Annotated in this window: 20 protein-coding genes; 12 read left to right on the top strand and 8 right to left on the bottom strand. The window is 44.5% G+C overall.

Going from position 1 to position 21,214, the window contains the following annotated elements; genetic code table 11:
• The first annotated feature begins 429 nt into the window (after positions 1-429).
• The 5 genes from FSB75_RS12340 (at position 430) to FSB75_RS12360 (ending at position 5,737) form a co-directional block, all read left to right on the top strand.
• The gene (locus FSB75_RS12340; protein ID WP_227990570.1) at positions 430-1,029 is read left to right on the top strand and encodes an RNA polymerase sigma factor; all 600 of its coding nucleotides are present in this window, start codon (positions 430-432) and stop codon (positions 1,027-1,029) included.
• Positions 1,013-2,200 carry an outer membrane beta-barrel protein gene (locus FSB75_RS12345; protein WP_146787800.1) on the top strand — a complete coding sequence of 396 codons (1,188 nt, stop codon included), beginning with the start codon at positions 1,013-1,015 and terminating at the stop codon, positions 2,198-2,200. The genes FSB75_RS12340 and FSB75_RS12345 overlap by 17 nt, the downstream gene beginning before the upstream one ends.
• A gap of 74 nt (positions 2,201-2,274) precedes the next feature.
• Entirely contained in the window at positions 2,275-3,012 is a 738-nt protein-coding gene (locus FSB75_RS12350; protein WP_146787803.1) for a sugar transferase, read from the top strand.
• A gap of 6 nt (positions 3,013-3,018) precedes the next feature.
• Positions 3,019-4,671, top strand: coding sequence for an ATP-binding cassette domain-containing protein (locus tag FSB75_RS12355; protein WP_146787807.1), 1,653 nt, complete (start codon positions 3,019-3,021; stop codon positions 4,669-4,671).
• Positions 4,661-5,737: a glycosyltransferase gene (locus FSB75_RS12360; RefSeq protein WP_227990938.1), complete on the top strand. Its 1,077-nt coding sequence runs from the start codon at positions 4,661-4,663 to the stop codon at positions 5,735-5,737. The genes FSB75_RS12355 and FSB75_RS12360 overlap by 11 nt, the downstream gene beginning before the upstream one ends.
• A gap of 214 nt (positions 5,738-5,951) precedes the next feature.
• On the opposite strand, the gene FSB75_RS12365 is transcribed toward FSB75_RS12360, so the two are convergent.
• The gene (locus FSB75_RS12365) at positions 5,952-6,848 is read right to left on the bottom strand and encodes a glycosyltransferase family 2 protein (RefSeq protein WP_146787816.1); all 897 of its coding nucleotides are present in this window, start codon (positions 6,846-6,848) and stop codon (positions 5,952-5,954) included.
• 9 nt (positions 6,849-6,857) lie between these two features.
• Positions 6,858-7,949: a glycosyltransferase family 4 protein gene (locus FSB75_RS12370; protein ID WP_146787819.1), complete on the bottom strand. Its 1,092-nt coding sequence runs from the start codon at positions 7,947-7,949 to the stop codon at positions 6,858-6,860.
• A 16-nt stretch (positions 7,950-7,965) separates the two neighbouring features.
• On the opposite strand from FSB75_RS12370, the gene FSB75_RS12375 reads away from it, so the two are divergent.
• Genes FSB75_RS12375 through FSB75_RS12405 form a run of 7 tightly spaced genes read left to right on the top strand, consistent with a single transcriptional unit; the run spans position 7,966 to position 15,172 of the window.
• Positions 7,966-8,937: a hypothetical protein gene (locus tag FSB75_RS12375; RefSeq protein WP_146787822.1), complete on the top strand. Its 972-nt coding sequence runs from the start codon at positions 7,966-7,968 to the stop codon at positions 8,935-8,937.
• A gap of 33 nt (positions 8,938-8,970) precedes the next feature.
• A complete protein-coding gene (locus FSB75_RS12380; RefSeq protein WP_146787825.1) occupies positions 8,971-10,470 on the top strand; it encodes a B12-binding domain-containing radical SAM protein in 1,500 nt (499 codons plus the stop codon).
• Positions 10,471-11,130 (top strand): HemK2/MTQ2 family protein methyltransferase, encoded by a 660-nt coding sequence (locus tag FSB75_RS12385; RefSeq protein ID WP_146787828.1) that lies wholly within the window; start codon positions 10,471-10,473, stop codon positions 11,128-11,130.
• On the top strand, positions 11,127-11,831 hold the full coding sequence (locus FSB75_RS12390; protein WP_146787830.1) for a class I SAM-dependent methyltransferase: 705 nt from the start codon (positions 11,127-11,129) through the stop codon (positions 11,829-11,831). The genes FSB75_RS12385 and FSB75_RS12390 overlap by 4 nt, the downstream gene beginning before the upstream one ends.
• Positions 11,831-12,886 carry a radical SAM/SPASM domain-containing protein gene (locus FSB75_RS12395; protein ID WP_146787832.1) on the top strand — a complete coding sequence of 352 codons (1,056 nt, stop codon included), beginning with the start codon at positions 11,831-11,833 and terminating at the stop codon, positions 12,884-12,886. The genes FSB75_RS12390 and FSB75_RS12395 overlap by 1 nt, the downstream gene beginning before the upstream one ends.
• Before the next feature lies 1 nt (position 12,887).
• Positions 12,888-14,351, top strand: a complete 1,464-nt coding sequence (locus FSB75_RS12400) for a B12-binding domain-containing radical SAM protein (protein WP_146787835.1) — start codon at positions 12,888-12,890, stop codon at positions 14,349-14,351.
• Positions 14,348-15,172 carry a class I SAM-dependent methyltransferase gene (locus tag FSB75_RS12405; RefSeq protein WP_146787838.1) on the top strand — a complete coding sequence of 275 codons (825 nt, stop codon included), beginning with the start codon at positions 14,348-14,350 and terminating at the stop codon, positions 15,170-15,172. Before FSB75_RS12400 ends, FSB75_RS12405 begins: the two co-directional genes overlap by 4 nt.
• On the opposite strand, the gene FSB75_RS12410 is transcribed toward FSB75_RS12405, so the two are convergent.
• Genes FSB75_RS12410 through FSB75_RS12435 form a run of 6 tightly spaced genes read right to left on the bottom strand, consistent with a single transcriptional unit; the run spans position 15,147 to position 21,214 of the window.
• Positions 15,147-15,971, bottom strand: coding sequence for a glycosyltransferase family 2 protein (locus tag FSB75_RS12410; protein ID WP_146787841.1), 825 nt, complete (start codon positions 15,969-15,971; stop codon positions 15,147-15,149). The two genes, FSB75_RS12405 and FSB75_RS12410, sit on opposite strands and share 26 nt — an antisense overlap.
• A 3-nt stretch (positions 15,972-15,974) precedes the next feature.
• Positions 15,975-16,898, bottom strand: coding sequence for a nucleotidyltransferase domain-containing protein (locus tag FSB75_RS12415; RefSeq protein ID WP_146787844.1), 924 nt, complete (start codon positions 16,896-16,898; stop codon positions 15,975-15,977).
• A gap of 11 nt (positions 16,899-16,909) precedes the next feature.
• On the bottom strand, positions 16,910-18,217 hold the full coding sequence (locus FSB75_RS12420) for an O-antigen ligase family protein (RefSeq protein WP_172623132.1): 1,308 nt from the start codon (positions 18,215-18,217) through the stop codon (positions 16,910-16,912).
• A complete protein-coding gene (locus FSB75_RS12425; protein WP_146787850.1) occupies positions 18,186-19,325 on the bottom strand; it encodes a DUF1972 domain-containing protein in 1,140 nt (379 codons plus the stop codon). Before FSB75_RS12425 ends, FSB75_RS12420 begins: the two co-directional genes overlap by 32 nt.
• Positions 19,322-20,095: a 2OG-Fe(II) oxygenase gene (locus FSB75_RS12430; protein ID WP_146787853.1), complete on the bottom strand. Its 774-nt coding sequence runs from the start codon at positions 20,093-20,095 to the stop codon at positions 19,322-19,324. Before FSB75_RS12430 ends, FSB75_RS12425 begins: the two co-directional genes overlap by 4 nt.
• Before the next feature lie 9 nt (positions 20,096-20,104).
• Complete coding sequence (locus FSB75_RS12435; protein ID WP_146787856.1) at positions 20,105-21,214, bottom strand: glycosyltransferase family 4 protein; 1,110 nt, start codon at positions 21,212-21,214, stop codon at positions 20,105-20,107.

Here is a 21,214-nt window from a genome sequence, read left to right on the forward strand (position 1 = left end):
AATGAGTGGCTAGTTCCCGCTCATTATCAAACATAACTTCTTCAGTATTCCGATTATTTGGTGCGGTAAATTATCTGTCGGGGCTACCAAACCGGAATTTTTGAAAATTAGCTCAGAAGTTCCGGTTTCTTTTTTCTGCAACCAGCGTAAACAGAATAGCTGCAAAACCATCCTGACCGGAAATTTGCTCCCGCCGTTTTCACCTTACCCGTCATTTCATTTCACACGGCGCCTTTCAATCCTTCATCGGGCTTAAATAAAAAAATTTCTTCGCGGTTACACGTCGGCCTTTGGCGTAAACCAATGTTTTGATTGCCTTGCAAAGCCGGCAACGAAATCCTTCCATGCTTATGAAGCCGTTGCGTGCTTGTTTGTTGCCGCAGCAAATCGCAAAACCTTTTTGAGCAACCTTTTTAAAAAGCCTGCGTATTGAATAATCATATTGCCAATTTGGAACTGCTGCAAAATATCGTTGAGGGCTGCCATCAAAACCAGTCACGCGAACAACGCCGCCTGTACGAAAAGTATTACGGCTATTGTTTGAAAACGGTATTTCGCTACATCTACCGCTACGAGAAAGCCGTGGACGTGGTGAACGACGGCTTTGTAAAAATCTTTCGCAACTTCTGCCGCTTTCAATGCGGCGACGCGGAAAACCTTGAAATGGTGCTTATGGGCTGGATGCGAAGAGTGATGATCAATACCGCCATTGACGAACTGCGCAAAAACAGCTTTTTGCCGGAGATTGGAAACATTCCCGATGCCGTTTGGAACCACCGCGACAACAGCCAGGGTTCTGACCGGATGTTGCTTTACAAAGAACTGGTAAAGGAAATCAAAAAACTTCCGCCTGCTTACCGAACGGTGTTCAACATGTACGTGATTGATGGCTTCACGCACCAGGAAATTGCCGATCAGCTTTCTATCTCCGTCGGAACCTCCAAATCCAATCTTTCAAAAGCCCGGGTGTACTTGCAAAAAATTTTAAAAACCAACGAGCAGCAAGAAGCCTATGCGCTTTGTAAATGAAAATACGGACGATGTTTTCAGACAGGCGGGAAAAGACTTTCCGCTGAACACCGATAGCGCCGATTGGGACAAAGTCGCGTCTGTTCTCTATCCAAATTATAGTTCTCAATCGCAAAAGTCAAAAAGCCGGCGCAAGCATTTATGGTTGCTTTTGCTGTTGCCGTTTTCCGTTGTTTGCAACCATTACGTTGAAAACAAGCTTAACTACGCAGAAGACGAAAGCCTGCCGAAGGCGTATGCAGAAAACAAATTAATCGCAAAAGATTTACGTTCTATTTCAAAACCGGCGGTAGAAAAAACAAAAATTATTTTGGCAGAAAACGAAGCAGTCATCGCAAACAGAAACCCAACGCATTTTGCAAAACGCATATTTTCAACAAGCCGCAACGAAGGCAAAAACGACAAAGCTTCTTTAAACACCGGCTCTGAAAAAGAAGAAAGTGACGTGCAAGAAAGAACAAAGGCAGAAGCCATCGCCACCCTGCTTCAACGAATCGTAACGCTTCGCGAAAGCAAAATATTTCAACGAAAAAATATCGCCGAAGGCAAAGCAAAAGAAAAGGTTCAGCCTCGATCCAAACGATTTTCTATCGGTATTGAAGCCGGCACAGGCACTACTTCAGTTAAATTTCAAAGGGCAAAAGGCCTTGGCTTCGATCTCGGCCTCACCGCCGGTTATGATCTTTCAAAAAGGCTGAGCATTCAGGCAGCGGTTTTGTCTTCGAAAAAAAATTATTACACCAACGGTGCAGCGTTCAACACATCAAAAATCTATTTGCCGGTTAATACGAAAATCACCTCCGTTGAAGGCCGTTGCCGCATGTTGGAGATACCCATTGCGCTGCGTTACAACTTTTCTTCTTCGCGAAAACAAGAATGGTTTGTTGCTGCGGGTGCGTCCAGCTTTTTAATGAAGCGGGAAGATTATGATTACGAATATTTCTACGCGAATTCCGGCCAATCGGTAAAGCGCAGCAAGACCTATAAAAATTCTTCGAAAGACTGGCTGGCCGTCGCGCAATTTTCGGGCGGTTATGCGTACGATGTAAAAGGCAAATTTGGGCTTGTAGCCGAACCTTACATCCAGGTTCCACTAAAGGGCGCGGGCTTTGGCAAGCTTCCTCTAACAAGCGCAGGTCTTCGTCTCTCTCTCGTCAAAAAACTGTTTTGACTTTCCGTTTGCGTTCTACGAAAAGGCAACCCGTGTTCTGCCGAATGCGTATTTGTTAAGCACAACAAACTTTCATGAGAAATTCCTTGTTGAAAGAAGCCGCCGAACCATCCTTTGTTGCGCCACCGCAAATTCATTTTTCCACGCTGGAATCAGCCCCTCTTGAAACCATTTTTAGCACCGTGCCGGTAAGAACGCAACAACCTTTGACAAAAGAAGGAAACCATTTGCTGAAACGTGCTGTTGACCTTTTTCTTTCTTCGGCATTGATTCTTGTTCTTTTTCCCTGGCTCTTGCCGCTAATTGCGCTTCTCATAAAGCTTGATTCAAAAGGGCCTGTCTTTTTTATACAGAAACGCAATAAACGAGACGGCGGTATTTTTTCCTGCATCAAGTTCAGAAGCATGTTGGTGAACAAACAAGCAGATCTCTTGCCCGCAACAGAAAACGACGAACGCATTACAAGTGTTGGAAAATTTTTGCGGCAACATCATTTGGACGAACTGCCGCAACTGCTTAATGTGTGGATGGGCGACATGTCCATGATTGGCCCGCGGCCGCACATGATTAGCGACAACCACCGCTTTGAAACATTGGTGCCGCACTATCATCACCGCCATAAGGTGAAGCCCGGCATCACAGGACTGGCGCAAGTTTTGGGTTATGCCGGGCCGGTAACAAGCGTTGACAACATTCGCGAACGAGTGGAAAAAGACATCTACTATGTTTACAACTGGTCAATTACGCTTGACACAAAAATTGCCTGCCGAACGCTTTTGAAAATGGCAGGCGTAAAACAAAACCCTCGGTAAACGCCGGTGAAGAATGTTTTTAAAAATACCTGGCAAGTTTTAACCGAAGCCGAACGAAAGCGGTTTCTTCGGCTTACGGCACTGGACGTTTTCATTAGCGTTGTTGATGTTTTCTCGCTCTTTCTACTTTTGTGGATCGTACAATTTTATGTGCAGCCCGATAAAAAACTTCCTGCCTTTTTGCCTTCGTGGTTTACGAACAGGGACTCGCTCTTTATCGCTTTGTTTTTTGTCTTGTTTAGTGCAAAAAATACCGCCGGATTTTTTATTGCAAGAGCGCATCATTTTTTTAGTAGCGACGTGGCCGTGCGCATTTCCGAAAACAATCTTGTTCGCTACCAACAAGGAAGCTTCAATCAATTTGTCGAAGTGGATTCTTCCAAACACGTTCGCAAAATAGCCTTCCAGCCTTTTGAATTTTGCCAGCACGTTCTTTCGGGCATTCAGCAAATCATTACACAGCTTTGCCTTGTTTCCATTACTGTTACCGCGGTTGTGCTGTTTAACGCCAAACTGTTTCTCCTTTTGTTGTGTGTTTTATTGCCGCCGGCAGCACTTGTTTTTTACTTATTGAAAAAAAAATTAGCGGAAGCAAAACAACAAATCCAGGAAAGCAACGAACGCTCTTATCGCTATTTGTTTGATGCGTTGAAAGGTTACGTGGAAGGAAACGTTTTTAGCCGCAACGATTTTTTTTTGCAACGCTTTCTCAAAGCCCGCCGAAAATTCAGCACGCATTTGTTTGACGTGTTAAGCCTGCAAAGCCTCCCTTCGCGTTTGATTGAAGTTTTTGCCGTGATGGGATTGTTTGTCCTCATCCTGATTGCCAAATGGACGGCCGACAAAGCCAGTCTGCTCACCGTTGGCGCCTTCATGGCAGCGGCCTATAAAATCATTCCGGGCCTGGTAAAAATCATCAACCTTGGAGGACAAATAAAGGCTTATGAATTTTCGTTGAACGATTTTGAAACAAAGCAAAAATCGAACGGCGAAACAAGATTTACCGAAGCGAAAATTCATTCCGTTGAACTTAACAACGTTGGCTTTAGCTACGAAGGATTAAACGTTGTCAATAATTTTTCCTTGTACATGAAGCCAGGTGATTTTATCGGCATATCGGGCCGATCGGGCAAAGGCAAGACAACGTTGCTCAACATGCTGCTTGGCTTTTTGCCGCATCACCGGGGCCAAATTGCCATCAACGAACGGCAGCTTAATTGGGAAGAAATAAAAAATTACTGGCCTTTGATTGCTTACGTGCGCCAGCAAAATTTTCTTATTCACGATACGGTTTTGCGAAACATAACGCTTGAGGAAGAGGAGAACGACAGCGAACAATTGGCCTGCGCTTTACAAGTTGCCGGACTAAAAGAGTTTGTGCAACAATCTGCCGAAGGCTTGCAAAAACTGGTAACGGAAAACGGCAAGAACATCAGCGGCGGGCAACAGCAACGCATTGCGCTGGCAAGAGCGCTTTACAAAAACGCGGACCTTATTTTATTGGACGAACCCTTCAATGAATTGGACGAAGCCTCAGAAATTTTGTTGCTGAAACAATTTCAGCACATGGCGGCCTCGGGAAAAATTGTGGTGATGATAACGCACAACAAAACCGCTTTTTCATTTTGCAACAAAACCGTTTGTCTTGATGAAAACTGACGGCACGCTGATTGTTCTTACACCCGGCTTTGCCGCTTCGGAAGAAGACAGCACTTGCCTGCCGATGCAGCAATCGCTCCTGCGAACGCTCGGCGAAAATTATCCGCAATTAAAAATCGTCGTCCTCAGTTTTCAATATCCTTACTGCGCAAAAAAATACAACTGGCACAAGGCAACGGTTTACAGTTTCAATGGACAAAACAAAGGCGGCTTCCAGCGCCTGTGGCTGCGCCGAAAAATCTTTGCAACGCTAAAGCGGCTTCATCGCACCGAAAAGATCATTGGTCTCTTTAGCTTTTGGTACGGCGAATGCGCGGCAGTTGGAAATTTGTTTGGAAAGAGAAACGACATCCGCCATTGTTGCTGGCTGTTGGGACAAGATGCAAGAAAAGGAAACAGCTATCCGCAACGTCACTTTTTGCCACCCGATAATTTGATTGCGCTTTCCCATTTTATTCAAACAGAATTTGAAAAAAATTACGGATGGAAGCCCGCACACGTTATTCCACCGGCGGTTAACCCGCAGCACATGGCGCAAACCGCGGATGAAAAAGATATTGATCTTGTCGCTGCGGGTTCCTTGATTCCTTTAAAGCAGTACGATGTTTTTATCCGCGCCGTTGCGGAAATAAAAAAAGAAAAACCGGGTGTGAAAGCGTTGTTGATTGGTGATGGACCCGAGAAAGAAAAACTTCAACACTTAATTCTTCACTATTCGCTTTTCGATAATATAGAATTGACCGGCGAACTTCCGCACGAAGACGTAATCAAAATCATGCAAAGAAGCAAAGTGTTTTTGCACCCATCTTCTTACGAAGGCTTCGGCGTGGTTTGCCTTGAAGCTTTGTACGCAGGAGCGCAGGTTGTAAGCTTTGTTCAACCGATGAAAACGATGATTGATGGCTGGCATGTGGTGAAGACAAATAAAGAAATGGCGCAGTTGGCAAAAAAACTTTTAAACGATAATGCGGCTTGTTATAAAAGCAGACTTCCTTTTTCGATGAATGACCTTGCTCAAAAACTGATGAGTATATTAAGCGCATGCAATCATGTTTTTGCGGCATAATAAAGGAATAAGATTAATAAAGTTTGAGGACAAGTTGTTATTAAGGTAATAAGGTGGAACACAACCACAACCATTATCAACCGTCAACGGCAAATAACCATTACTCTTAATAGCATACAACAAAGAGGAAACCAACCTTATCACCTTTGTGCATGGCGAGAGAGAACAGAAAGTAATTCTGCTGAAAACCCATCTACACAATTATCGAAATTTGTCAACTCGTTTGCAACCCCGATCTCCACAGAATGGCTTTACCGGCTTTTTTCAAAGGCACAATAGTAAACGGTTTGTATTGCCATGCTTTTAAAAATTGCGTTATTGCTTGCCTCCTGTTCCCTCCTTTTAAAAAATCTTCGCCAAAGTTTATGTACAGTTTAAACAAGGCCGAGCGAAAAAGCCAGGGCGGAAGTTTGCCTTTGAAATCGTGAATGAGTTGCACGCCTTCATAATAACTTTTTATCCAGTTTGGATTGCTGTAACTGCGCTCGTGCAAACGCCGAAAGACCAGCGGCTCGTAAAGAATTATGCCGTTGAAATGATAAGCCAGCGTGGCAATAAAATCCACGTCGGAAAAGGCTTTTATTTCGCGGAAGCAACCTGTTTTCTGCAAACATTCTCTTCGGAACAACAAGGCTTGCGTAAAGCCAGGCACTTCAGATTGAAAGAAAGAAAGAAACAGGCGATCATGTTTAATGCCCGTTTGCTTTTTGTAAAAATATTCAAGGGATTGATGGGGTGTTTTGAAATTGTAACCGCCTGTAAGCGAAAAGCCGGCTTCGGGAAATTGATTCAGCAAAGCGATTTGCTTTTCAATTTTTGTGGGCGCCCAAAGGTCATCAGAATCCAGGAACGCCACAAATTCACCCGACGCTTTTTGAAGACCTTTGTTTTTTATCGCTCCGCCAATGCCAATGCGGCCGGCTTTATAAAAACGGATTCTTTCATCATCAATGTTCCGTACCACATCTTCCGTGTCGTCGTCCGAGCCGTCGTCAACAATGATCAGTTCCCAGGCACCGTACGTTTGTTGCCGTATGCTTTCAATGCTTTCGGCAATAAAAGCGGCGCGGTTGTAAGTGGGCATGATGATGCTGACTTTTGGTAAGGCCATGCTTTGCGTTTACACGTTAAAAGAAAGAAGCGTTTCGTTTATTTTGGCCGCGATGGCTTTGAAAGAAAGTTCGCTGTTGAATTGCCGCAACACTTTTTCCCTTTCTCTTTCTTTGTTCAACGTCATTGATTTTCTAAGCGTTTCAAAAAGCGCTTCGGCATTGCCGGCTTCGTACAACAGACCACATTTCCCGTGGCCCGTCATTTTCCGAAAAGAAGCAATGTTGGTAAGCACCGGAATACACCCACAGGACATGGCTTCGCACACCGCAATGCCGCTGCCCTCGTAATGCGAACCGGAAACAATGAAATTGGCTTCGCGAAAATATTTTTCAAGTGCTGCGTGCGGAACTTTTCCAATCAACCGAACGGCATTTTTGATTTTCGACTTTTTCAGAAGGCTTTCTATTTGTGGCAGCAATCCGTCTTCGTGGTAAATCATGTTCAACTTTGCTGACGGTTCAACTTCCACGAAGCGAAGAAAGGCTTTCACAACCGTCAGCGGATCTTTGTTTTCATCGAGGCGGCCAACCCAAAGGAAATTATTGCTTGCATCACCTTTGTTTGCAATCGCCTCTTGAGAATAAAAAACGGAAGAAGCTTCCATTACTTCCACAATCTTTTTATCGTTTGCAACGATTCCTTTTCCCACCCACTCTTTCCCCGTTTCTTTAGCGGTAAATAAATAACCATCAACGCATCGGTCGGCAAGCCTTTGCAAGCCTTTGCGCCAGCCCTTCTGCGGTTTCTCGGCGTGATTCTGCACGATGATTTTTACGCTTGCTCCCAGTGCTTTGCGCAACTGCATTACCTGAAAAGGAAAATGCAGTCCATGAACGATCACGGCATCGGGTTCAAGCCTCTTAATGTGCCGGTGCAATTGCCGCGGAACATAAAGCTTGGGTTTTTGAAAATTCAGGAAATGATAGGCCACCCCTTTGTGGATTAGCTCTCCATTGTAATTGATCTGTTCAATACTGATGACTTCGTGCAGCTTTGCGAGTTCTTCCAATGTGCCGGCATGAAAATTTATTCTCTCCAGCCAAGCCAACGGTTCGCTGAATTCTGCCGTATTGATATAACCGGTACTGACGATTTTCATTTTGATGAGTCAAAGAATGAACGTAGCCAAAAAAATACTTACCAAGCTAAACGGCCTGCATTACCCGCAGGACTATCTCTGCTTGGCGGCCGAAACCTTTGACGGCCCGCTTCGTGCTTATCTTGTGCAAGACGGCGAAATAAAAAAAGACATCACAAGTCTTCACGCTTTCGTCGGCTATTGCCCGGTAATCTTTGCTTTGCCGGCCTTCACAGAAATAAACGAGTGCGAATTCATCGAGGTTGCTTTTTGTCCCGACGATCTTGATGCCGGTGAAAAATGGACAAAGGAAAAGTCGGTCGCTTTTCTCTCTTTAAAAAGAATTAAACGCCAGCAAACAGGCGAGGGTGAAACTTTTTATTACGAAGGCATTGCAGGAAGACACCGCTTCACATCAACTTTTCAGCAGGCGGTGGGCCAACTTTACAACCGGCTTTACAACAACAAAGCGGGCAACGTTTTTTTGAAAGGCAATCTGCACAAGCAAGTGCAAATTGCTTATTGCGTTCCGCGAAAAATTTGCCTTGTTACGGTTGGCATGAACTACGCGTACAATCTCTTTCCCACAGATTTGCACGGACAGGTTAGCGAAAGTCATTACGTGGTTTCGCTACGGCACGAAGGCAAGGCCTGCAAACAAGTGTTGGCGGCACAAAACGTTGTGTTATCTGATGTACAGGCTTCGTCCTTTCGCACAACGTATGGCCTCGGAAAAAATCACATGCAACCGTTGAAAGACCTTTCCGCTTTTGCCTTTTCAAAAAAACTTTCGGCACGGCTTCACCTTCCCTTGCCCAACGAGGCGGTGAACTACAAAGAACTTTCGCTGGAAGATTCCTTTGATGCGGGCATTCACAAACTGCTGCTGTTTAAAATCATCGGCACACAACGAGTGACCAACGAACCCGAGACGCTTGTGCACGTGCACAATGCTTACGCCACCTGGCGTCGCAAAAAAGGATTGCCGGGCAACTATTTGTTGCGCTAGCCGTATTTATTAGTAACCGGTCAATCATTGCCCATGCAAAAAGTTTTGCTGTTTAATCCACGAAGCGCCAATTACAAACCCCGCATACCCAATTCCATTTTAAACATTGCCGCTTCCATCGAAGGCAAGTTTGATTATGCGATTGTTGACGGCAACCTTGAAGACGATCCCTGGGTAAAGATTGAACGTTATTTGGCAAGCGGCGAGTTTGGTTATTTTGGTTGCACGTGCATGCCCGGCCCGCAATTGAAACAAGCCATTGCCGTTTCAAAAAAGCTCAAAGCGCAATTTCCGGCCGTCAACGTTATCTGGGGCGGTTACTTTCCGTCCAATCATCCAAAAGTTGTACTTTTTTCCGGCTACATTGACTTCGTCGTTAACGGTCCCGGCGACAAAACTTTTCCGGCTCTAGTGCAAGCGTTAGAAAACAACGAACTGTATGAAAACATTCCCAACCTTATTTACAAAAAAGACGACGCAATCATCAAAACCAGAAAAGATGAATTGTACGATCAGGACAGTCTGCCACCGCTGCCTTACGATAAACTCAACAGCTTCTATTCCCTAAAAAAATACCTGGGAAAAACTTATCTCGGCACAAAAACCATCGCGTATCATTCCAGCGTTGGTTGTCCGTTTACCTGTTCGTTTTGCGCCGTTGTTCCCATCTACAACGCAAGGTGGAAAGGAAAGTCTGCACAAAAAATTTACAGCGACATTAAATACTTGAAGGAAAATTTTGGAGGCAACGCAATTGAGTTTCACGACAACAATTTTTTTGTTTCGGAAAAACGAACGGCGGAGTTCTCGAAACTAATCATGCACGAAAACATGGTTTGGTGGGGCGAAGGAAGAATTGACACCATCAACAAATACTCAGACGAGACGCTGGCGTTGATGCGCCGCTCGGGCTGCAAGATGATCTTCTTTGGCGCTGAAACCGGTAACGACGAAGTACTTAAAAAAATGGACAAGGGCGGTACGCAAAGCGCTGCGCAAATACGGGCATTCGCCGCACGCATGGCCCGGTTTGACATCATTCCGGAATACTCCTTCGTGTTGGGCACGCCAGCCGAAACGCCGGAAAAAGTCATGCAGCAAATTGATCAGGACATTGCTTTTATCAAGGAAATAAAAGCCATCAACCCGGCAACGGAAATTATTATTTACGTGTACAGTCCCGTACCCACAGAAGGCTCGGACATGTACAAAAATGTTTTGCAGACGGGCTTTCATTTTCCCGAAAACCTGGAAGATTGGATTGGTCCGCAATGGGACGCCTTTGATTTAAGAAAGAATCCGCTTACGCCCTGGCTTACGCCGGAAATGATTGACAAGATCAAAGATTTTGAAACAGTCTTGAACGGTTATTATCCAACGGTTTCCGACGTACGGCTAACCCGCGTTAAACGAACGATCATGCGCACGGTTGCTTCGTTGCGGTATAAATCTGGACTCTACAAAAAACCTTACGAGCTAAAAGCGATGCAGGTTTTTTGGAAGTATCGCCAACCCGAAATTGAAGGTTTTTAAATGAGACGCTTGCTGAAATATATCGTCGGGCGAACCTACAAGCCGCTGCTGGTAAAATACCTTTCCGGCACGCGAACGTATCGCTATAAAAACATCTGCCTTGAGGTACGACCCGAGGTTTTCCATCCGGGCTTTTTCTTCAGCACAAAATTTTTGCTCAACTACTTGTTACGCTTGTCCCTGACCAACAAAAGCTTTTTGGAATTGGGCGCGGGCAGCGGGCTGATTTCAATTTCCGCAGCGCAAAAAGGCGCACGTGTCGTTGCAACAGATATCAACCCCATCGCCGTTGCCGGCTTGAAAAAAAACAAACGCATGAACGAGGTTGAATTAGACATCATCGAATCGAACTTGTTCGAAAAAATTCCGCAACAACGATTTGACGTCATTGCCGTTAATCCGCCTTATTACAAAAAGAACCCCGCATCGGTGAAAGACTACGCCTGGCATTGCGGCGAGAACGGAGAATTCTTTCAAACCTTTTTTGCGGGTTTAAGCAATTATGTTCATCCAACCTCGCAAGTGTTAATGGTTGTTTGCGACGGTTGCGACAGGGAGATGATAAAACAGCTAGCGTCCAAAAATTCTTTTCGCCTGCATTGCGTAGCAACGCAACAAAACCTGTTGGAGAAAAATTTTATTTACAGCGTTCGCAAATGATGAAGGCAGCAAACCATACTGATTTTGAGGCGTACTACATTTCTTTACGAAAGAAGGAAGGGCGTTTGTACACGGACGAGGAATTGAGGCATTTACCAATTGTGCACAAAACGCATCCCCTGAAAAAAGAATGGGATGCGAGAAAAGAATCCCATCGGCGTCTGGTTGCGTATTTTTTGAAAAAAAGAAGGCCGTTGCAGATTCTTGAAGTGGGTTGTGGCAACGGCTGGTTGTGCAATCAGCTTTCAAAAATTCCGGGAGCGAGCATCACCGGAATCGACGTCAACGAAACGGAATTAAAGCAGGCGAGAAACGTTTTTCCAACACTGAGTTTTCTTCTTTGCGACTTGCAAGAGAAAATCATGGAAGAACGTTTTGACGCGATTGTTTTTGCGGCTTCTTTCCAGTATTTCAATTCGGCGAAAGACATTCTTCAACGCTGTTTTCAACAGCTAAAAAAAGACGGCGAAATAGACATTCTTGACACCAATTTTTACTCCTGTGCCGAAGCGCTGAAAGCCGCGAACCGAAGCCGTGAATATTTTACAACCGCAGGCTTTCCGCAAATGAGTGATTATTATTTCCATCATTCTTTCGATGAGCTGAAAAGCTTTGATTATACTGTTCTATACAATCCGTCCACGTTTGTTAATCGTCTCTTTCAGAAAGCTTCTTTTCCCTGGATTCGCATCAAAAAATAATGTTTCAGCAATCACTATATCACACCTTCAAGCGTTACTGCACCTTGCAATCGCACACAGTGTCGGCTTTGCCCATTGTGATTTTGATGCCGCACAGTGCCTGCAATTGCCGTTGCGTAATGTGCGACATCTGGAAAGGCAACAAGAACCTTAAACAATTGACGGAAGCCGATGTAAAGAGCCTTCTATCGGCGCTGAAAAAATTTGGAACGCAACAAGTGTTGATGTCCGGTGGTGAAGCGCTGTTGAATCCGGCCTTTTTCTCGCTCTGCGAAATATTAAAGAAGACCGGCATCAAAATCACCTTGCTTTCAACCGGTCTTGCGTTAAAGAAAAATGCCACACGGATTTTGCAATGGGTAGACGATATGATTGTCTCGCTTGACGGGCCGGAAGAACTGCACGACCGCATTCGGAACGTTCCCGGTGCTTTTGCAAAAATGCAGGAAGGCATTGAATGCCTCAAAGGCTTCAATCCAACGTACCGCATTACGGCAAGAACGGTGATTCATCAATTGAATTTTAAAAGTTGGCCAGCCATTGTTGACGCAGCAAAAACAATCCACCTGAACCAGATCAGTTTTTTGCCCGCCGATGTTAGCAGTCATGCTTTTAACCGCGAGGTATTGTGGGGCAGCGAAAGGCAAAACGAAATTTTAATTGCCGAAGAAGAATTGCCCTTACTTGAAGACGTGGCGGAGTTGATTGTGAACGAGTATGCGGCTGATTTTGAAAACCGTTTTATTACGGAATCGCCAGCCAAGTTGAGAGACATCGTTGCTTATTACAAAGCAGTGCACGGCCTGGATGAATTTCCGTTTAAAAAATGCAACGCACCGTGGGTTTCTGCGGTAATTGAGGCTGATGGCTCTGTAAAACCGTGCTTTTTTCACGCGGCATTTGGAAACATTCGCGAGCAATCCCTGACTTCAATTATAAACGGCGAGGCCGCAAAAAGCTTTCGCAAAAACTTAAGCACAACGCAAAACGAAACCTGCAAGCGTTGCGTGTGCTCTCTTCATCTTTCACCCCGCACAAACCCCGCTAGCCGTTGACATGAAAAAAGTATTGCTAACGCACTCCTATTTTCTGCAGTTTGATGCAAAGCAAAAAAAACTGGGACAACCGTATGCACCCCTGGGGACTTTGTATGCTGCCGCCGTGTTGCGTCAGCACGACTTCGACGTTTCCGTACACGACGTAATGTTTGCACACAATGCCGATGAAGTCATCCAGTGCCTTGAAAGAGTTCAACCAAGTTATTTTGTTCTCTACGACGACGGCTTTAACTATCTCACCAAAATGTGTCTCACCAACATGCGCGAAGCGGCGTTTAAAATGATTGGTTTGGCCAAACAACGGAACTGCGTCGTAATTGTTTCCAGCTCCGACAGCACCGATCACGCCGAAAAATATTTGGCCGCCGGTGCCGATTTCATTCTGCTTGGCGAAGCCGAACAAACGTTGCTGGAATTGCTTCAAAGTTTAGAAGCCGGCAGCAAGAACGTTGACACAATTCAAGGCCTTGTTTACAAGCAGGAAAACAAGGTTGGCAAAACCCCGAGAAGAGAGATTTTGAGGGATTTGGATTCTCTTCCTTTTCCCGCCTGGGATTTAATTGACCTTGAGCCGTACCGTCAAAGTTGGCTTAAACACGCGGGTTATTTTTCCGTGAACGTGGGCACAACAAGAGGTTGTCCTTTCAAATGCAATTGGTGTGCAAAGCCTATTTACGGCAATCGCTACAATGCCCGTTCACCGCAAAACGTAGTGGATGAATTGCTGCTGTTAAACGAAAACGTCAATTACGATCACATTTGGTTTTGCGACGACATTTTTGGTTTAAAGCCCGGTTGGGTACAAGAGTTTGCAGAACTCGTTTTAAAAAACAAGCTGCAACTGAAATTTAAAATTCAATCAAGAGCCGACTTGTTGGTGCAGGAAAATTATGTTTCTGCATTGGCAAAAGCCGGTTGCGAAAATGTGTGGATGGGCGCAGAAAGTGGCTCGCAAAAAATTTTGGACGCAATGGACAAAGGCACAACCGTTGATCAAATTGAAACGGCAACGGCTTTGTTGAAAAAGCACGGCATCAAACCTTCCTTTTTTATTCAGTTTGGATACCTTGGCGAAACGGGCGCAGACATTTCGTTAACGATAAAGATGATCAACAAGCTGCTGCCGCACGAAATCGGCATTTCGGTTTCTTATCCTTTGCCCGGGACAAAATTTCACGAGACGGTAAAAGAGCAATTAAAAGGGAAAGCCAACTGGACCGATTCGGATGATTTGGCCATGCTCTTTCAAAACCAGTATCCGCCGTCGTTTTACAAACAACTTCACCGCTACGTGCACAAAAGCTACCGCAAGCATTTGGCATTGAATACCGCATCGAAGCTTTTGCAAAACCCGTTGACGATGGAGTTTAACGCCGTGAAAAAAGCCTTGTCGGTGCTTTATTACATCCCCGCAACGTATCTCCAAAAAAGAAAACTCCGGCAACTCCAGCAACCCGCATGAGCAACCTTTCCGACTATATTAACGAACTCAAAACGGCGGAAGCATTTTCAAAACAGTCGCTTGTTTTTGATGAAGAATACACGGGCAACACCATCATTCAATACAAACGCAAGCGTGTACGCGAACATGTGTTGCAACTGGTAAAACCTTCGTCCTCCATTCTCGAATTAAACTGCGGCACTGGCGAAGACGCTCTGTACTTTGCGCAAGGAGGACACAAAGTACACGCCACGGATGTTTCGGAAGGAATGCTAGCAAGGTTAAGAGAAAAGAAAAGCCTTTTTTCTTTCGGCGAGAATATTACAACCGAGCTTTGCTCGTTCAACCAATTGGAAGCGCTCCAAAACAAGGGGCCGTTTGATGCCATCTTCTCCAATTTCGGCGGACTGAATTGTACGAGTGAGCTGGACAACGTTCTTGCATCGCTCGACGCGTTGCTCAAGCCCGGCGGGGTTGTAACGCTGGTTATCATTCCACCTTTTTGTTTGTGGGAAACGCTCTTGTTTTTTAAAGGACAGTTTAAAACCGCATCGCGCCGTTTCTTTAGCAGCAAAGGAAGAAAAGCGCACATCGAAGGCGTTTATTTCAAATGCTGGTATTACAAGCCGGGATTTGTGACAAACTGTTTAAAAGAGAATTTTGCGCTTCAGAAACTGGAAGGCTTGTGCACGCTTGTACCGCCTTCGTACATGGAAGGCTTCGCGGAAAAACACCCGAAACTTTACCGCTATCTCATCGCAAAAGAAGAAAGCTTAAAAGAATCATGGCCGTGGCGAAGCATCGGTGATTATTTCATCATCTCTTTGCAAAAAAAGAAGTAGGCGCAGAAGCAAAAACATTGGCCGCAGTTTGCAGAACAACTTCTTTGCCGCGGGCCTGTTTGCGAAGTTGATGAAGATATTTGTACTTGAGCCAGGTATAATACGCGATGGTTACGGCAATCTGCCGGCCTTCTCTTCCGTCTAAAAAACCAAGCTGAAAGAAATAAGATTTTGCACCGTTAAACAGCGGCGAAACAAAGCGCTTAAGGAAGGTTGCTTTTTTGTTTTGCTGTAAATATTTCTGTGCGCCTAAAAAAGCGTAATGCTCTTTTTTCTGCTCGTGCTCACTAAGATTTGAAATGCCCAAATGAATGATGGGCTGCTTTATTTTTCGTTTCGAAACGTTCGTCATTAATTTTTCATGAACGGGGAATAAATCCCACTGGCCAAACTTGCGGTTGTAAAGACGAACCACGCCTTCAAAGCCAAGCGTTCCGTAGCGAAGACGTTTGCCGGCAAAATAATTTTCACGCCTGATCTTGTAAACGCACAACCCGTCGTTCAAATCAAGACCGTGCAAAGCATTCGCCAGTTCAGGACTTACCCGTTCGTCGGCATCAAGTGACAATATCCAATCATGTTTTGCAGCGGCCGCACCTGTGTTTCTTGAATGTCCGTAGCATTGCCATTCCACAGCAATGAGTTTTGCGCCGCAAGCCCCGGCGATGGTTGCCGTTCCATCACTGCTGCCGCAGTCAACAACAATTACGTCATCGGAAACAGCGTGCGCCGAACGTATGCAAGCCTCGATATTTCGGGCTTCGTTTTTCGTGATGATAACAGTTGTAATGCAGAGCATAAGTTAAGGCACAGGTTTTAAGCGTTGATTGTATTTGCGCAACACGGCAAGAACGCTTCGTTCGTAAACGGCCATAAACTTTTGCTGAAAAGATACCGGATCGGGCTTTGCGCAATGCTTTGCAACGTCCATAGCCATTAGGTTACCGTTTGCATTGACTCGTTTTTGTTTCGTCTTTTTTGCCCACCGGCTTGCGGTAATTTTCATGAACAGAAAATCCAACAGGTTGCCAACCGTGTTGTTCAGCAACCCTTCAACGGCCTTCTTCAAAACGCTGTTTCCGGCTTCTTTGGTATAAGCAATTTTCATGGTGTGATTGGGCAGAAAATCCTTGCTCCATTGGTTGCTTTTGAACAAATTCTGAAAGGCTGCAATGCCTCTTAAAGGCAAAAGCGTAGCAAGTTCCGTAGCCGTGTAAATATTTTTTTCTTTTATCTCCAGTCCTTCTTCATCCACGTAATAATTCATGCAGAAAAAATGCTGCTTCTTAAAGAGGTAGGTAAACTTTTTAAACAAGTGCATAAAGCTTCGGGCAAGCCAGAGCCGGTTCTTTTTTGTAACAATGAAAAAATCAATGTCCGAGGTCTCGTCCGCATAGTTTTTGGAAAGCGAACCCGATACCGCCACGCCTCTTACAAAAGGAAAAGACGACAAAAATTTAGCTATTCCTTCCGCCGCATCCAACAACTTTTTAGCCGCGAGGTTTCCTTTTCTTCTGCGAATGATCAGATCATAATCGTCCTGCAAGCAAAAGAACTCGTCAAAGCGAAAAATTTGGCCTTCGTTCAAGAGCTGGGCCAATGCTCTTACAAAGTCTTCCTGCGTATAAGGACGGCGAAGGAAAAAGAAAATTTCCGTTTGCGTAAGCGGGTATTTGAAGATATCAAAGTAAGCGAGGGTGGTTAATATATCGGTCTTTGCGCACAATTCGGAAAGGTTTAAACGTTATCAATAGAAACGTAAGAATGAACGGTGAGGTTGCCGGTTTGTTTTGCGGATTCGTATTCAACCGACGCCGTCTTTCTTTTGCAGTGCGCACAAACAAACAAGGAGAAGAAAAAGCCGTAGAAAAAGATGCCTTTGTTTCGCGAAAGAATGTTTTCGGAAACCGATACTACCGCTATTAAAACAACGAACGAAATAAAAAGAAAGTTCTTTGCTTTTACCGCCAGGCGCAAACCCCAAAAAAGCGTGTACAAGTAAATCGTTAGCGCAAGCGCACCGCCCGTTAACAAAAAGCTGATGTATTGATTGTGTGCGTTCAACTTGTTTAAATAAGAGTCATAAAGCTTGTGGTTGAAATACTGTTCTTTCAATAAGTCAACTTCATCACCGGCGCCATAACCAATCAACGGCGATTTCTTTATCAAATCAGTTGCAAGTGCCCACCGCTGCATCCTCGAATCGGCAATAGAGGTTGCTACAGAATTTTCCGAAAGGTCTTCCTTCATCTCGCTTAAAAAGCGTGTACGAAAACTGCCGGCAAAGACAATTACTGTTGCCAGCGCGGCGACAAATAAAACAGAGATGCCGATAAGTCCTCTTTGTTTTTTATCCTTCAAAAAAAAGGGTGCAACAAAAAATAACAGGAGCAACAAAGCAATCAGCGTAGCTCTTGACTCCAATTGAATTAATCCAACGAGTAAAACACAAGCGGAGAAGAAATAGAGAGTACGAATTAATGGCCGCCTGGTTGACGTGCCGTAATAAAGAATGCTGGCAAGCGAAAGGGCAAGATAGAGCGAAAGATAGGTGGCGTGCATACCGATGGGTTCGGAAAAATTGTGGTTAAGGAAAGCGGGCTTTATTAAAGTTGAAAGCGGAAGATGATTGTAACGAATGATTCGCAGCGCATCAACATAGAGATAGAAAACAACAAGAACGGAAACAAAAGAAAAAGCCAGTAAGAGAGGCTTTGTGCATTTTCTTAAATCAATGCGGTTTAGAAAAAGCACCAGCGGAAAAATCAGAATTGCCGATTGCCTCGACAATAGACGAAAAGCTTCTCTCTGATTGCTTGAATAAATTGTACACATAACTGTCAGAAAAAAGACCGATGCAAGCACAAAAACTTCTTTACGAAGAAGATTATTCCAGTCATTACGCTTTGCGTGAATCAGTGTGTGAACGACAAAACTGATCAACACAACCTGGCTGTAAAAACCATCGAAAGACAGCGTCAAGAGAAATAAAACAAGGTGCCAATAACTGATTTTATTTGCAAGCCCATCGTTTTGAAGAAACATAGCTTTCATTTTTTGCGCTTTGGCAGCATTCAAAAAAATAATTTTCGTAAGCATCAATGATTTTATCCCAACTGTATTGTTGCCTTATCTTTTCGGTGTTGTTGCGTGTAAACGTTTTTTTTGTTTCGGTGCAAACGGTCTTTTCAAGTAAGGCCTTCACGCATGCCGCACAATCAAAATAAAAAGCGTCATTGCCAAGAACTGCTTTGTTGAAAATGTTGTCGTGGGCTGCAATCAGCGAACCGCTGGCCATGGCTTCGAGCAGCGAAGGATTGGTGCCGCCAACGCTGTGCCCGTGAAAATAAAGTTGCGCATTGGCCCGCAGGGCATGAACCGTTTCCTGGTCGAAAATGGCGCCGAGAAATTTTATACGGTTGTCGCTCCCGTATTTACCAACAAGTCTTTTTCCGAACTTGTTCTCAGTCTTTCCAATCACTAAAAAATTTTTTTTGCAATTGCTGGCGCTGAAACCATCTAATATCATCTCCACGTTGTTTTCGGGTTCCATTCTTGCTATCAACAAAAAGTAATCGTCTTTTGCAAGATTGTATTGCCGCAACGTTTCTTCTTCTGATGCAGCGGGAAGAACCGCACCGTAAGGAATAAACTTTGCGTTGACGGAATATTTCTTGTCGAGATAATCTTTTATGGCCGGCGAATCAGCTATGTGAAAATGACTGTGTTTTACCGCCAGCTTCTCCGCATATTTCAAAAAGCGTTGCACGGTCTTCGCGTACTTTGTTCGCTTCCATTCCATGCCGTCCATGTTGGAAACAATGATGCTATTTTTTGGAAAAAACGAATGCCAAACCGAGCTGCTCGTATAGCCCATGAAGAGCCACACGTCGAAATTATTTTTACGTGCATGACGTATGCAGTTTAGGTCGTAAACAAACTGTCCGGCAGTGCCGAGCATGTGTTCCGGATCGTAACAATGCTGAATGCTTACGCCTTTCCACGACTTGGCCACGTTGGGATGATTGTGTGAATTGTAAACGGTCACGCTATGTCCTCTTTCCACAAGTCCTGTAGCCAATTGTTCGGTGATCTGTTCAAACCCGCCGTAGTGATTGGGAATTCCTCTTGTTCCGATGATGGCGATTTTCATTGGTTTCTTGCCGTTGAACTTCCAAAAAATTTGTTCTTCATTTTTACTGCGGGATCGTATATCCGCGCCAGCAGGTTTTTGATCGCACTGCCGTCTTGCGGATGCCAGTCTGTTGTACGCGGTTTTTCAACGTGATTTTGATGCAGACAATAAGCATAAGCGGCAATGGACGTGCGGTACATACCATCGGGAAAATGCGTTAAGTCGTAGCCGTGCAAGGTGTACTTGCCCGTGAGTTGAACAATCATCCGGTTAAACGGAACGGCGATGGATTTTTGTTCTCCACTACGCATATCCTTTAGTTTTAAATGTCCGCCGTACTCTACTTTCCAATCTTTGTTCAGGTAGAGCAACAAATTCAAATGCCGGTACCAAAACTTGTGTAGCGGATGGTAATTAAAGTCAATGTGCATGTCGAGGAAACTGTTCTTCTTTCCCTGGTGAATGCCGCCGCCGTGAAAGTCTTTGTCCACAAAAACAGCTTCGTTTGAAACAAAGCGAAGAAAAGTTTGAAAGCGGTCCGAGGTGAGATCGTTATACAATTCCGCAAACAGCGGCGAAATATCCTTGATGCGCGACTTCTCAAATTTGTTGGCGGCAAAAACATAATCGCGGCTCTTTGTTTGGATCTCGGGAAGCTCTGCGTGCAGTTGCAACAGTTTTTCTTCTTCGCAAAAGTTGTCAATCACCAAATGCGAAAAAGGTTTGGCAAGAAGAAAGTTCAACCGCAGGTCTTCGCGCTGTTCTTCCAAAAATGCAAAGTCTATCATGCTTCAATTTTATTTGATGAGGCCATAAAGTTTTTCCGCCGAAGCTTCCCATGAATAACCGGCGCGGATTTGTTCTGAAATTTTTTTGAGATTATCGGTGTCGTGTTCTTTTTGAAGAATGGCTGCCAATGCTTTTTTCAAGCGTTCGTAATCCATTGGCTCAAAGAGGCTATCGCCGAAAAAAGAAAACTCTTTCATTGCCGACGAAGAAGAGCAAAGAACCGGCACCCCAACCGCACCTGCCTCTAACGGTGGAATACCAAAACCTTCAGCTTTTGACGGATAAACAAATACGTGTGCAGCGCGGTAAAATCGCAACAGGTCTTCATCACCAATGTTTGTGAGAAAATGAATTTGCTGTTTTGCGTCCGGCGTGACTACTCTCAGCATTGTGTTTAACGCTACAACCGGCTTCGTTTCGTGACCAATAAAGACAAGATGATGCCCCTTCTCGTATGCTTTCAAATCAAGATAAGCTTGAAGTAAAGCCGCATGATTTTTCCGGGGCTCTATGCGGCTCACGTAAAGAATAATATTTTCAATCCCGTATCTCTTTTTCAGAAACGCTCTTGCTTCTTCCTTGTCATGCGCTGCAAAAAACTTTTTACTCACACCGTTTGCAATTACGTGTACGGGATTACAGTTCGTCAGGTGTTTTTGGATTGATGTTTTTGAAAAAGTAGAAACTGTTGTCAGCACATCCGCTGTTTTGGTTGAGCGTTTGTAAAGAAAGCCTTTCAGCAGGCGATATCCTTTTGAAAACTCTCCGGGGTAATCGTTGAAAATAACATCGTGAATGGTAACAACCTGCCTGCAATTTTTAAACAAGGGTGTGATGTATTGAAAATGCGCAACGTCAATCCTGTGCTTTCTAATCAACAATGGAATTTCGCAAGCAAGCCGAAAAAAACTTTGCCTGCTTCTGTATTTTAAAAAGACAATGTTCTCACCCGACGGAAAGTTTTCCTGCAGTTTGCCAATATCGTTTGCAGCGAGATAAAGCACGATATCTTTCTTCACAGACATCGCACGGTAAATCTCTTTCACAAAGGTTCTTGACCCCTGGTATTCCGTATCAAAGCAGTGCGCATCCACAAATATCTTCAGTCGCTCCTTCAT

Source organism: Flavisolibacter ginsenosidimutans (assembly GCF_007970805.1).
Lineage (GTDB): Bacteria > Bacteroidota > Bacteroidia > Chitinophagales > Chitinophagaceae > Flavisolibacter > Flavisolibacter ginsenosidimutans.

What these genes read in the sequence shown, in the direction of transcription:
- FSB75_RS12345 (WP_146787800.1), top strand. Translation starts at nt 1,013, where the DNA reads ATGCGCTTTGTAAATGAAAATACGGACGATGTTTTCAGACAGGCGGGA.
- FSB75_RS12350 (WP_146787803.1), top strand. Translation starts at nt 2,275, where the DNA reads ATGAGAAATTCCTTGTTGAAAGAAGCCGCCGAACCATCCTTTGTTGCG.
- FSB75_RS12360 (WP_227990938.1), top strand. Translation starts at nt 4,661, where the DNA reads ATGAAAACTGACGGCACGCTGATTGTTCTTACACCCGGCTTTGCCGCT.
- FSB75_RS12365 (WP_146787816.1), bottom strand. Translation starts at nt 6,848, where the DNA reads ATGGCCTTACCAAAAGTCAGCATCATCATGCCCACTTACAACCGCGCC.
- FSB75_RS12370 (WP_146787819.1), bottom strand. Translation starts at nt 7,949, where the DNA reads ATGAAAATCGTCAGTACCGGTTATATCAATACGGCAGAATTCAGCGAA.
- FSB75_RS12375 (WP_146787822.1), top strand. Translation starts at nt 7,966, where the DNA reads ATGAACGTAGCCAAAAAAATACTTACCAAGCTAAACGGCCTGCATTAC.
- FSB75_RS12380 (WP_146787825.1), top strand. Translation starts at nt 8,971, where the DNA reads ATGCAAAAAGTTTTGCTGTTTAATCCACGAAGCGCCAATTACAAACCC.
- FSB75_RS12385 (WP_146787828.1), top strand. Translation starts at nt 10,471, where the DNA reads ATGAGACGCTTGCTGAAATATATCGTCGGGCGAACCTACAAGCCGCTG.
- FSB75_RS12390 (WP_146787830.1), top strand. Translation starts at nt 11,127, where the DNA reads ATGATGAAGGCAGCAAACCATACTGATTTTGAGGCGTACTACATTTCT.
- FSB75_RS12395 (WP_146787832.1), top strand. Translation starts at nt 11,831, where the DNA reads ATGTTTCAGCAATCACTATATCACACCTTCAAGCGTTACTGCACCTTG.
- FSB75_RS12400 (WP_146787835.1), top strand. Translation starts at nt 12,888, where the DNA reads ATGAAAAAAGTATTGCTAACGCACTCCTATTTTCTGCAGTTTGATGCA.
- FSB75_RS12405 (WP_146787838.1), top strand. Translation starts at nt 14,348, where the DNA reads ATGAGCAACCTTTCCGACTATATTAACGAACTCAAAACGGCGGAAGCA.
- FSB75_RS12410 (WP_146787841.1), bottom strand. Translation starts at nt 15,971, where the DNA reads ATGCTCTGCATTACAACTGTTATCATCACGAAAAACGAAGCCCGAAAT.
- FSB75_RS12420 (WP_172623132.1), bottom strand. Translation starts at nt 18,217, where the DNA reads ATGTTTCTTCAAAACGATGGGCTTGCAAATAAAATCAGTTATTGGCAC.
- FSB75_RS12425 (WP_146787850.1), bottom strand. Translation starts at nt 19,325, where the DNA reads ATGAAAATCGCCATCATCGGAACAAGAGGAATTCCCAATCACTACGGC.
- FSB75_RS12430 (WP_146787853.1), bottom strand. Translation starts at nt 20,095, where the DNA reads ATGATAGACTTTGCATTTTTGGAAGAACAGCGCGAAGACCTGCGGTTG.
- FSB75_RS12435 (WP_146787856.1), bottom strand. Translation starts at nt 21,214, where the DNA reads ATGAAGGAGCGACTGAAGATATTTGTGGATGCGCACTGCTTTGATACG.